10 protein-coding genes are annotated in these 12,570 nt (G+C 53.0%); all 10 read right to left on the bottom strand.

All coding sequences use genetic code 11. From position 1 onward, the window contains the following. Positions 1-75: 75 nt before the first annotated feature. Positions 76-303 (bottom strand): phosphopantetheine-binding protein, encoded by a 228-nt coding sequence (locus tag HMPREF2554_RS05555; protein ID WP_239662009.1) that lies wholly within the window; start codon positions 301-303, stop codon positions 76-78. A gap of 275 nt (positions 304-578) precedes the next feature. Beyond that, complete coding sequence (locus tag HMPREF2554_RS05550) at positions 579-2,294, bottom strand: (2,3-dihydroxybenzoyl)adenylate synthase (RefSeq protein WP_070554326.1); 1,716 nt, start codon at positions 2,292-2,294, stop codon at positions 579-581. 27 nt (positions 2,295-2,321) lie between these two features. Continuing rightward, positions 2,322-3,626: an enterochelin esterase domain-containing protein gene (locus HMPREF2554_RS05545; RefSeq protein WP_070554324.1), complete on the bottom strand. Its 1,305-nt coding sequence runs from the start codon at positions 3,624-3,626 to the stop codon at positions 2,322-2,324. A 10-nt stretch (positions 3,627-3,636) separates the two neighbouring features. Continuing rightward, positions 3,637-4,488 (bottom strand): ABC transporter ATP-binding protein, encoded by an 852-nt coding sequence (locus tag HMPREF2554_RS05540; RefSeq protein ID WP_048755241.1) that lies wholly within the window; start codon positions 4,486-4,488, stop codon positions 3,637-3,639. Then, complete coding sequence (locus HMPREF2554_RS05535; RefSeq protein WP_070554322.1) at positions 4,488-5,603, bottom strand: FecCD family ABC transporter permease; 1,116 nt, start codon at positions 5,601-5,603, stop codon at positions 4,488-4,490. Before HMPREF2554_RS05535 ends, HMPREF2554_RS05540 begins: the two co-directional genes overlap by 1 nt. Beyond that, complete coding sequence (locus tag HMPREF2554_RS05530) at positions 5,603-6,664, bottom strand: FecCD family ABC transporter permease (RefSeq protein WP_246826013.1); 1,062 nt, start codon at positions 6,662-6,664, stop codon at positions 5,603-5,605. Before HMPREF2554_RS05530 ends, HMPREF2554_RS05535 begins: the two co-directional genes overlap by 1 nt. Before the next feature lie 203 nt (positions 6,665-6,867). Further along, on the bottom strand, positions 6,868-7,806 hold the full coding sequence (locus tag HMPREF2554_RS05520; protein WP_070554315.1) for a hypothetical protein: 939 nt from the start codon (positions 7,804-7,806) through the stop codon (positions 6,868-6,870). Positions 7,807-7,926: 120 nt separating this feature from the next. Next, complete coding sequence (locus tag HMPREF2554_RS05515) at positions 7,927-10,365, bottom strand: hypothetical protein (RefSeq protein WP_070554313.1); 2,439 nt, start codon at positions 10,363-10,365, stop codon at positions 7,927-7,929. 171 nt (positions 10,366-10,536) lie between these two features. Next, complete coding sequence (locus HMPREF2554_RS05510) at positions 10,537-11,610, bottom strand: ABC transporter substrate-binding protein (RefSeq protein ID WP_013399279.1); 1,074 nt, start codon at positions 11,608-11,610, stop codon at positions 10,537-10,539. A 230-nt stretch (positions 11,611-11,840) separates the two neighbouring features. Beyond that, on the bottom strand, positions 11,841-12,560 hold the full coding sequence (gene rpe, locus HMPREF2554_RS05505) for a ribulose-phosphate 3-epimerase (protein ID WP_070524181.1): 720 nt from the start codon (positions 12,558-12,560) through the stop codon (positions 11,841-11,843). Positions 12,561-12,570: the final 10 nt, after the last annotated feature.

Below are 12,570 nucleotides of genomic sequence, written 5' to 3'. Positions count from 1 at the left end.
AGTCTATTCTTTCAGGCGGTGTCGTGTGCTGGTTGGGTGAGTATCGACCTTATACAGGTACCGATTTCGTCAAAGTTAGCTGATACGAGTGAGCAAAAATTCGACGGTCGGGTTTTCTACCAATTCGGTGAATTCGATAGTAATCCCCTTGCCCGCGAGGTCATCGAGCAGGGCAAAAGCGCCCATTGAGTCCATCCCCAGAGAAAAAAGGTCGGTCGTAGACTCGGAAAAGGCGGTATCCAGCGAATCCGCCTCGTGGATGTACTGAGCAAGCAGGGGGCGAAGAGTAGTCTCTGCGGACATTATGTTCCTCTCTGGCATCATGTCTTATATATGCCAAAATTTATATACACATAAATTGTAGATGAGGTTCCCCTACATGAAAACTATGTAAACCTTTACATCACCGTCATATAGCGGGTGTTGACCACCTATACGTGACTATTATTCTCTGCGCATGCCTCACAGAGCACCTGCTTTTGAGTTAAACTTCCGGGGTAAGAACCTCAAGATTCTTACCCCGGTATTATGGTATCCGCACGCTTATTTAGCCCGCGCTAATCTTAGCTTAGTTGCTCTTACTCCTGAGCCAGCATCTCAACTAGTTTAACGCGAAGTTCACGGCGTGAGATCTTACCCACGTTTGTGGTTGGCAGAGAGCTCAATACCTGTACACGTTCGGGGATCTTAAAATCAGCCAGCTTCTTTTCGGTGAAATACTCATACATGGTACGGCGCGGATTCTCACCGAGCGATTTCCCAGCCTGAGGTACAACTATCAAGCAGACGCGCTCGCCCACAGTTTCATCGGGCAGACCAAGGGCTACCGCATCCAAAATATCCGGATGCTCTAACGCCAACTCCTCAATTTCATCCACCGAGATCTTCTCACCGTTACGGTTAATTTGATCTTTAGCGCGTCCAGTAACTTCAAGATACTTTCCCGCGACTATACGCACGATATCGCCCGTGCGGTAGAAACCGTCTTCAGTAAAGCTGAGCTGATTAGCGTTTTCTTCGCGATAATACCCGCGAATCGTATAGGGTCCGCGCGTGAGAAGGTGACCGCTCTGCCCTAGCTCGACCGGGTTATCCCGTTCATCCACCACGCGGATTTCATCAGCCGGGCTGATAGGGTATCCCTGAGTATTCATGCGTATATAGGGTTCATCGCGCAGACGAGTGTAATTCACCAAGCCTTCCGCCATGCCGAAGACCTGTTGGATGCTCACGCCTAGGGTTGTTTCGAGCTCCCCCGCCACCGTCGGAGCAAGTTTCGAGCCGCCCACCTGAAGCACGCGGAGCGAGGGCAGCTGCACGTCACGTTTCTTTACAGACGCCAGCCAGGCCTGCGCCAAGGGCGGTACGAGTGAGGTGAAGGTAACGCCTTCCATCTGAATCAGATTAAGCGCCGTCTGAGGGCTAGGATCGGCAGCAAATACGAGCTTACCTTGCACACACATTACGCCCAGGATTCCAGGCGAACTCATCGTGAAATTATGTGCCGCAGGAAGCACCACCAACATGGTTGTGTTGTTATTTAGCTTGCAGATATCGGCGGAACCACGCACCGAGTACAAGTAGGCTGCGTGAGTGCGCGGAATTAGCTTTGACATACCGGTTGTACCGCCGGAAAGCTGCAAAAATGCGATCTGCTCGCTTGCCAGAGTATTTTGGGTATTCTGCACAACACCGGGATGGAACGGTTCAGCCAGCTCAGTCTCGCTCAACGGAGTTACCGGGAGCGCAGCATCAAGGGCAATAGGCGGTTCTAGACCATCAACGCGCATCGTCTGTGCCACATCGTCGGCGAGCGCTGCAAAATCTGCTCCCGGAGTTTTCGAGGAAAATATATGCGCAGCGGCATCAGTGCGGGTTGCAAAATGAACAAGCTCACTCGTGCGGTGCTGTGGCAGACAAAAGACCGGTAAGGCTCCTGCCCAAAAAATACCCATAAGATATATCAGGTATTCGGCGATATTTCCTAACTGTAAAAGCACACGATCGCCGGGTTGCACCCCGGCATTCTCTAGGCGACGTGCTGCGGCACGAGCAGCCGCCTCCAGCTCTCCATAGCTCAGTCGGATCTGCTGCGGTTTGCCCTCTGCGTCGCTCTGTGCATGCGAAAGTGCCACTAACGCCGGAAAATGTGGCTTAGCACGGCAGGCATCAAGCAGAAACTCGGGTATGGTCTGATCGATCCAGTACCCTTCTTCACGGTAACGCCGTGCGAAATCCTCAGGAATCAGTGGGGTTTCGAGCAGTTCGGAGCGTTCCACAATCTGTTCGGTCATGTTTATGTCTTTCTCAGCTATAAGATTTTAGGGGTTAGGCATAAGAATGCGATTCAGCGCGGGTATGATAGCTCCACGCCAGCAGGCGTAGTCATGGCCGCCGTTGAATACAGTGTAGTTCAGGTGTGTGTCCACAGATTCGAGTTCCTGAACAAAACGCTGATGCGGCGGCAGCAGAATCCATTCCTGCTCACCTACCTCGACCTCAAGGTGAAGGTGGGACAAACGGTGCAGTTCATTGGCTTCACGCAGCTGTGAGAGTTTGTCGAAAACCTGAGGCTGCCACAGCGAAGACGACTGAGCGATTGCCGCTCCGAAAGACTCTGGGCGCGAGAAAACCGCCAGCAGAGAAGACAGCCCGCCTAAGGATTGTCCGTTGATGATAATATCCTGTGGCTCTGGCCGCAGCCCGTGATGACGCCTCAAATGAGGAAGCGCTTCTTCCACAATATAGTCGGCTATAGGGCTGTCTCCATTGAGCTCTTGCCAGCGGCGTTCTCGGCCGCCCGAGTGCAGAAAGAAGACATTCATATCCGGAATACGCCCGGCGGCACAGGCTCGGTTGAGCATATGCTCCATACCGTGCCCGTACCAGACTTCACCGTCGAAAAGGATAAAGAGCGGAGAATCGGGGCTTGGGTTTCCTACCCGCCCCAACAAATATTGGTGTCCGTCCGCAGTAGTCATCCAGCGCGGTTCAGGAAGGCTGTCGAGTTCCTGCTGGGTGAGCAGAAACTCATGAACCGGCGCATCGGCAAGCTCAACCACGCCCATACAACGGCCAATACGGTTGCAGACGGTCTTCGGGTTAAGCGGGTCGCCTTCACCAGAATCGAGAGCGGTGCGCAGTGTCACCTGATCGTCCTCCCCCAGCCAGATCGGGCGTTCCCCTGGCAGTGTGGGAATAAAGTTATAGGAAGCCCGCCAGTCGGTGCGCATCTGGAAGCTCAACTCCCACCAATCGGTGCCTGGAATACGTTCCATCAGAGACAACGGCAGGTTTTTCTCATCTGTCAGTCTATTGACAAAAATGAGAACCTGCTCTGCCGTGGCATGCTGATACAGGAATGTGACAATGCGTTCGTTCTCATTCGCTGTTCCGTCAGCATGGTAAACCTGCTCAATAAGCGGAGTCCCCTCCGCTACGATCTCTGTGATGCGGGCGTTAAGTTCTTGCGCGTCCACGGCTTCGTTTACTATGCGCGTCATAAGCGGGCTGGGTACGCGCGGTGCTGGTGTTGGGCGCGGGGTTTTAGGCGGCATAGGCCGCGCCATGATCTCTGGCTTGAGATTTTGTGCAGTTTTACATGGAAGGTTCTCAAAATCACCCATGAAAGGCTCCTTAGTGACCTTCGCGGGCGGCGGCAATTGCGTCCGCGGCAATAGTAATCTCTTGGTGAGCTGCCGGAACCACCAGAGGTGTTCCAGTACAGGGGTCATCACATATAACAGATTCTAGGTCAAAAACTTCCTGAATCAGTTCGGCGGTAACAATTTCCTGCGGATCACCCTGAGCAATAATCCTACCTTCCTTCATGAGCACCGCATGAGTGGCGTATCGGAAAGCCAGGTTCAGATCGTGCAGCACAACCGCAACGGTATGCCCCTCAGAGTGGAGCTTCTTGGTAAGGTTTAGCACCTCAATCTGGTGGGTAATATCCAGGTAAGTGGTTGGCTCGTCCAACAGAATCAAAGGCGTCTGCTGGGCAAGGGTCATGGCAATCCACACGCGCTGACGCTGACCGCCGGAAAGCGCCTCAATAGGACGTTCGGCCAGCTCCAACACGTTCGCGGCTTCCATAGCCTCAACGCAGGCAGCCTCATCTTTCTCAGACCAGGAACGCAGAAGGGATTGATGCGGGTACCGGCCGCGTGCCACAACATCCGCCACGGTCAACCCGGTGGGTGCCTCCGGCGTTTGAGGAAGCATGGCGAGAATCTGCGCGATGGAGCGGGATTTCATCTTTGAAAGCGGCAGACCATCAAGAAAGACCTTTCCGCCTTTGAGAGGATTCACACGCGCCAGAGCTTTGAGCAAGGTAGATTTACCGCAGGCGTTAGGACCCAAAATAACGGTAAGCTCACCCTCAAGCACCTTGAAGTCTATACCGCTGAGCACTGTGTGGTCGCCATAGGCTACGACCATGTCTTCGCCTGCGAGTCGGCTTTCGCTAATCTCTGCACGAGCCTTCACTAGCTCTTCTTCCTTTCAAGGTAAATCAGGTAAATCAGATATAAACCGCCCAGGGCGCCGGTAACCACACCGACCTGTAGGGTACGGCCGGGAATTGCAAACCTTCCAATAAGATCTGAAGCCAGCACCATCAACGCACCCATGAGGGCAGATCCGAAAAGGGTAACTCCGCCGCTTCGCCCCAGAGTTTTCACGATATGCGGGGCAGCAAGTGCCACGAATGCTATGGGACCGGTAGTCGCGGTGGCTAGGGATACGAGAAGCACACCGAGGAAGAGCGCACACACCCGATAAGCGTTGACATTCACGCCTAGTCCTGACGCCACGCTATCGCCAAACCGAATGGCCCCGAGAGGGCGTACCAGGGCGAGAAGCGCGGGAACTGTGACGATCAGAAAAATCATCAGTGTAATCGTACGCGGCCACGACATATCATCGAGAGAACCGGCAAGCCAGGATGCCGCCGTCTGCGCCTGAGTCAGTGATGCCCGAACTACTAACAGCGAGTTGAACGCCGCAAGAGTCGATCCTACGCCAATACCCACAAGCACTAGGCGGAACCCGCGTAAACCTGTATGTCGAGTCAGTAACCACACCGTAATGGATGTTGCGATACCGCCAATGAGGGCACCAATAGCAACTTCTACCGGACCAGAGTCGAAGACGATAATCTGCAGGAGTGCACCAGTTGCAGCACCGTGTGTAAAGCCGATAATATCCGGTGAGCCCAGCGGATTACCTGAGATTACCTGGAACAGCGCCCCTGAAAGCCCCAGAGCTGCGCCCACAAGCAGAGCTGCCACGATGCGCGCTTCACGCTTCTGTACTAAGACCACTGTGATGCGTTTACCCCGCCCAACGAGAGCATTGATGACGTCCATCGTCGTCACTTTGTAGTCGCCCTGTTGCAGCCCCCACAGGCTAAGTGCCACGATGAGAGCGATCAGCACAATGTACAGCGTCAAAACCCGCCAGGGAACCTGCGCCTGAATGAGTCCGCGTGAGTTAAGAACAAGCCTGCCAGCCAAATCGTGACCGCGCCGTGCGCCTCGAGGGAGCGAAGATTCCTGTTTCTGAGTCTTGAGGTTCGTCGCCTTAGTCTGTGTATCTGTCATCAGAGAGCTTCCACCTTACGACGAGTCATCAGGAATAGGAAGAGGGGTGCCCCTGCAAGGGTAGCGATAATTCCTACCTGAGTTTCCTGCGGGTGCTCCGGGGTCGCCATAATAACACGGGCTAAGACATCGGACATGAGCAGCCAGACGGGGCCTAAGAGTGCGGAGCCATAGTTAACCCAGCGCACATCATTGCCCATTATGGCACGCACTACAAAGGGAACTGCCAAACCGACGAAGGAGATTGGTCCGATAGCAGCGGTTGCTGCACCTGCAAGAAGCGTTACGGCAAGAAGTGTGAGGTTTTGAGTTTGATACACTCGTACGCCCAAGGAGATAGCGGCTTCTTCACCCATACTTAGCGCGTTGATCGAGGGTGCTACAAAAAACGCTAAAAGGAGACCCACGAGGATCACGGGGGCAACGGCCTGTGCAACTGATATATCGCGCCCTTCTAAAGACCCGGTAACCCACACACGAAATTCGTCAAAAGCATCTTGGTTCGAGAGCATAAGTCCCTGTGCTACAGCAGCAAGGGCGGCCGAGATAGCCACACCGGCGAGAGCTAATTTAACAATTGAGCCGTCTCGACCACGCCCGAGGATATAGACGACAGTGGCGGCTATAGCGCCCCCAACAGCGGCGGCAATCATATACTGCCAGATGCCGAGAACACCGAAAAGTACAACAGTGAGGATGACTGCAACGGCGGCACCGGCGTTGACACCCATCAGACCAGGTTCGGCGAGTGGGTTACGGGTGAGTGACTGCATGAGTGATCCGGCAACTGCGAGGGCCGCCCCGCAGGCTATCCCGATGAGTGTCCGCGGAATGCGCTGCTCAAAGATAATGGCATGACTTTCGGGGGTTGATTGCCCCGCTAAGGTTTCTACGATGGTTTCGGGGGAGAGTGATTTTAGCCCAATAGTTAGCGAGGCAAGAATACTCACGCCGAGCAGAACCGCAAAAATAATAAGCCAGGTTATTCGTCGGCCGTTTTTTTCGTTGCGCCCACTTTTCATGGTTCGTGAGGCTCCTGTGCGTTCCAAGGTTACGCTCAACGAGACTCCTTTATTATGTGTGGTCTAAGATACAGTGCTATCAACAACGCTACCGTAAAGATAACTAAGACCGCCTTATCTCGATACCGTGTCTTGATCCCTATGGCGTTAGGGTACCTTTGGTTCTTCTCCTGAGCAAGAGTGCCAAACGCGCGTCGCAAAGGAGCGTTATCCCCCCTGCGGCGCGCGCTTATCACCATTGTCTATGGACGCTTCCGAATAATCAGTACAGCAATAGCACCGATAATAGCAACGCCAAGCACAGATACGCCCAGCCATGGGAATTCCTGCCCGTACGTTACCGTTGTGTTGCTGGTTTTATGGCTATCTGCCTGTGTCTTTGCGGAGCTAGAGGCCGACGCGCTGCTCTTCGCACTGCTGGATGCAGAGGCGCTGGCGGTCTTCTTCTGTTCGCTCTTGTTAGCGTTCTGGTCGTTTTTCTGATCGGAGGAATCTTTATTCCCGCCCTCGTCAGCCTCAGCGTTCAAACGATCATACTCTTCTTTAGAGATAGGGTTGCCATCAGCATCAAGATAGACGGTCTCTTGCTCAGATGAACCACCGTTCTGTGCCGAGTTACCGCCGTTACCTTCGGAACCATTATTACCCGAACCGTCAGATCCGGCGTTATTGTTGGACGAAGAATCGGAGCCGCCCTTAGAGGATCCTCCGTTATTTGACGAGCCGCCATTATTGCCGCCCCCGTTATCGGGTTCTCCAACGGTAAATACAGGGCTCTTATTGGTATACCGCCCTCCCGTGTTACCTTTATTACGACCGTTGGCGTCTTTACCTCCGCCTCCTCCCGTTGCAAGGAAGCGAAGCGTATGGTCGCCGGAGCCTGCGTTAGAGAGCACAAATGAACCGTTTAGGTTCCCCTTGCTATCCGTTGTTTGCCTATGCACGACGCCGTCATCATCTAGTTTGACGGTAACCTGCGTGTTTTCAGGGAAACCTGTCAAAGTGAAGTTAACTACGCCTCCGGGAGTCACATGAGGACTTACAGTTGAGCTGGTTCCTGGGGTGTTCTCTGATGCTCCGCCGGGTGGGATCGCGTTCGCAGCTCCCATCCCCAGGCCAAGACTAAGGGATATTGCCGCGCAGGCAGTGAGCGCCTTTGATACTGTCTTTGTGGTTCGCATGAGTTTCCTCTTCTGTGCGACTAGTGGTAATTTATACCGGTTCCCTCCCCCACCGACGGTGTGGGAGGGAATCCTGATGTTTGAGATTATTGTGTATATTTCCTCAGGTGTGAGAGGTGATTACGCCCTCTTGCGGAAGGTTAGTGCAAGCACCAAGATAATCAGACCTGCGATAGAGAGCAACACGTTATTTGCGTTGTTCGCGAACCAGCGCGAGAAGCCGCTAAGCTCAGCGCCAATGATATTGGGGGCACTATTGCTGTCGGACTGTGTTGCCGCGGTAGTTGCATTGCCCTGGGTACCGTTTTTACCGGGCGCGGCCTTGGCCGTGCGGGTTTTCTTGGGTGCGCTCTTGGCGTGGGCACCGCTGTTACTACCGTTCTTTGCGGCAGCTTTAGCGCGTGCCTGCACACGGTTAATGAGCGTATCGTTTTCCAGTTCAGCAGCAGCCCCAAGAGAAGCCTGCTTCGTAATGGTGCCTTGACGGGCTGCATAGTTGATTCCGGAGCTCTGGGTGGGAATAGGTGCCACAGAGCCATATCCTGATCCGTTGTTACCCGACCCGGCATCATAGCCGCCTGCGATTGAACCATTGTTAGAGGCGTGATTACTACTTACAGGGGCTAATGTGGAGCCGTCAGCGCCAGCAATCGTAACGGACAACGTCACCGAATGCTGCTCATCGCTCTTCTGTAAACTACCGGTCAGGAACGTGATATCGTGAACGGTGCCCACGCCCCATTTATCGCTATTTGGGAACGGCAAAGTATAGGTAAACTTGCCATCAGCATCAGCCTGAATAATGGCCACAACACCACGAGACGCATAGTCTTTACCGTTATAAACCACGGCGTGGTCAAGTTTAATGTCTCCACCATCGTATTTAACGGCGATAACGCTATAAGGGCTCCATCCAGAACCGTTAACGACGATTCCCTGACCGTGGGTCACAGTCTTAGGACCGGTTACGGTAGCATCACCGTCGGACGCAGTCTGAGTCTCAACGACAGGAGCAGGTGCAGTAGGTGCAGGTGCATTATTTTGTGCACCCTGGTTCTCAGTACCGCCCTGATTATCTGCTGGGCTAGGCTGAACATCGATGTTACCGTCATTTTGATGATCCTGTGCAGGAGGTTCGGTAGGCTGAGGCTCTGGTTTTTGGGTGTCATTAGCTGAAGGGTTACCTGGCTGCTGACCGTTATCCTTTGGACCCTCGGCAGTGGCAGGAGCATCACCTACAGTCACGTTGAGAGTTACCGAATGCTTCGCAGCGTTGCCCTTTTGCAAACTGCCGCTTAGGAAAGTAATCTCGTGCTGTGAACCATCCGTCCACTTCTCAAACCCGGTTGAATTCTCAGCGTTCGGGAACGGCAGCTTTGCGGTGAACGTACCATCAGGATTAGCCGTAACGACGGCTACAACACCGCTTCCAGCCCAATCCTTACCGCCATACGTTACGGGATTCGTGGGTATAATTTCACCCTTGTCGTACTTCACGGCGACCACAGAACCGGTACCGTCGGCATTCTTCCAGCCGGTACCGCTAACCTCGATTTCCTGACCGTTTTTCGCGTATTTCACGCCGGTCACGGTAACGCCGTTGGACTTAACAGTCTGCGAGTTCTCAAAAGCGGCAGGGGCGGGAGTATTTTCTGCGGGTTGAGGAGCTGGTTTCTCTTCTGCTTTGGGTTGCTGCTCTGCTTCGTTTTTAGCAGCATCGTCAGCTTTGGGCTGTACCGGAGTTTCCTCAGCCTTAGGAGTCTCTTCTACCTTAGGAGTCTCTTCTACCTTCGGAGTATTAGCAGGAGTCTCATTCTTAGCTGCCTCATCAGTCTGAGGCTGCTGTGCAGGCGTTTCTTCAGCCTTTGGAGCTTCTGCAGGGGCCTCATTCTTGGGGGTTTCTTTCACCTGAGGCTGCTCGGGAGTCTCCGCCTTTGGAGTCTCTTCCGCTTTCGGGGTTTCGACTGCCGGAGCTTCTTCGCCCACGGTTACTGTATGAGTTGCTGAGTGCTGCTCATCGCCCTTCTGCAAACTGCCGCTCAGGAAGTTAATCTTGTGTTCTGAACCGACGGTCCAGTTAGCATTAGTGGGGAAAGGGATGGTTGTGGTGAAGTTACCGTTCTCGTCTGCCTTAATAACCGCTATAACACCGCGTGCCGACAGATCCTTACCATCGTGCGTCACCGGTTCTGTGGGTTTAACCTTACCGTCATCATATTTCACAGCGATAACGGCGTTGGCACCCCACCCCGAGCCACTAATCTCAAGGCCCTGACCGTTCTTAATAACCGTAGAGCCTGCAACGGTAGCAGTATCGTTTGCTTTCGCGGCGGGTTGTTCTACCTTACCTTGAGGCATTCTCTCGTTGCCTTCACCCGGAACCTTCACAGCAGGATCCTGTGCCTGCACATTATTACCGGCTTGGGCGGGGGTAGCATCCGGAGTTTGGCCCGGATCTTCAAGAGCGGTTGCGGGGGTTGTTACGCCGGGTGCAAGCAAAGCACCCGCAAGCGCTACCACGGCACTGTAGCGGGCGGCATGATGTGCGTGCTGTGTCATCGTTATGTTCCGTTTCGTGTATAAGGTTTTCAAACTCTTTCAAGACAGCCCCAGGGGCATGTTGCTGTCTTTCAAAAGCATTTTGTGTATCTTCAGCGTATTCGTCGTTGAGTATTCAAGAGTCTAGATGCGGCACCTCCTCAAGTGAGGTGCCGCGTCTAAAATCTAATCCTACTGTCCCTGATTATTGTTTTGATTTTCGAGTAGTTTGCTGCGAACATCCGCAACAATACCGTTCATCAACAGGGGACCACCGGTTGAGGTCCATTTAGAACCCTCAACCGTAATAATATGTTCGTTCTGGTAGGCTTTCAAATTCGTGAAGCCAGATGTGGCCTCTGCCTTCTTCAAAACTTCTGATGCACCATTGGCACTAGCATCACCTTGAACATTCGGGTTCTTCTGGCTTGCGCCGCCCAAAGTACCAATAAACATGTAGTCGGCGTCAATATCCGAGAGGTTCTCCAAAGAGACCGGCTCTGAGTGACCCTGCCCTTCACGATCCTGTGCCGGGGGACGCTGCAGCCCCAAATCTGAAAGCACCTGACCGGCTGGGAGTTCCTTCAAGATCAGTGCAGGACCGTTACCCGCCCAACGCACGATCGAGAAGGTCTTATCACCGTACAGAGGTTCTAGCTCCTTCTTGAGCTGCTCAGTAAGTTTTTCGTAGTCTTCCTCAACCTTCTTACCCTGGTCTACCAGGTTAAGAGCATCCGCTACCCGCTCAAAGTTGATGGTCCAATCACCGCCGGCGTATCCGGTGTACACCACGGGAGCAATATCCTGCAGAGTCTTGTATGCCTCTGAACGTTTATCCACGCCTGTGGAATCAGCCAGAATAAGGTCGGGCGTGAGGGAGGCAACCTTATCGTAGTTAACCTCAGATACAGAACCGACAAGTGTAACGTCGTCTCCTACCTTATCTTTAAGGTAGTTAGGCACAGTCTGCTGACCGCGACCAGAAATAGCGCCTACAGGCTTAACGCCAAGTGCGAGTACCGCATCCAAAGTAGGTTCTGAGAGAACTACAACGCGCTGCGGTTTAGTAGGTACCGTAATTTCTTCCTCATCTACATTCTTAACAACGCGAGTCTCACTTTCGGGAGATTCCGAAGAGTCAGAAGTCGTAGATTCCTGGCTGCATGCTGCAAGTGTGAATGCAGTGCCTGAAGCAAGCGCCATACCTAGAAAGTTACGGCGATTTACCATGAATTGAGCTAGTGACGCTGGGTGTTCAAAAGACATATTTCTCCTAAGACAAATAAACTCTACCTAACCTTACCGTCATATATGCCCTACTTCAAGGAAAAACTCTCATGGTTAACGTTAAGAATCGTCAATCTTTTTACCGATATGTGGTTTTTTCATTGGAAATACAGGTTTTTTATAGTCATTGCATAAAGCTATAAAGACATTATGTCATCAAAAATATTTCACGCTTTAATCGTTTACATCGTCATAATACGCGCACATTTTTAAGAACAACTGCATCCATCAGACAGATTTATCCCGGTGTGAGGATGTGACCTCCACGTCTTTCGCACCCTCTCCCCTAGAGAACGCAAAGCAGCAATCGCGGCCTGAGGATCTTCTGCCCCATACACCGAACTGCCTGCGACGAAACAGTCTGCTCCGGCTTCCGCAGCTCGCACAATCGTTTCCTCCGTAATCCCGCCATCAACCTGAAGCCGCACCGGGATACCGGACCCTTCAAGCGCCGATGCGGCACGACGAATTTTAGGCAAAGTGACATCAAGGAATTTCTGCCCGCCGAAGCCTGGTTCTACCGTCATAATCAGGAGCATATCTATTTCTGTAAGCAGATCGAGGTATGGTTCTACGGCAGTTGCCGGGCGTAACGCCAACCCAGCTTTTGCCCCGGATTCTCGCAGAGTACGCGCCAGCTTAATAGGTGCGGTAGCCGCCTCCGCGTGGAAGGTTACCGATTCGCTGCCTACGTCGGCATACTGGGGAGCCCAACGATCAGGATCATCAATCATCAAGTGCACGTCAAAAGGGACGGGCGAAACTTCGCGCAGACGCTTAACAACCGGAGGCCCCCACGTCAGATTTGGTACAAAATGGTTATCCATCACGTCAATATGTGCCGCATCCGCAGTCGAAATGCGTTCCAACTCGTGCTGTAAATTTGCAAAGTCGGCAGAGAGTATAGACGGATTAATAGCAACAGACATGAGAAAACCT

It is taken from the genome of Rothia sp. HMSC071F11 (assembly GCF_001809115.1).
GTDB lineage: Bacteria > Actinomycetota > Actinomycetes > Actinomycetales > Micrococcaceae > Rothia > Rothia dentocariosa.
The sequence above is the reverse complement of the archived record's forward strand: the minus strand, read 5'-3'. Positions and strand labels throughout refer to the sequence as shown.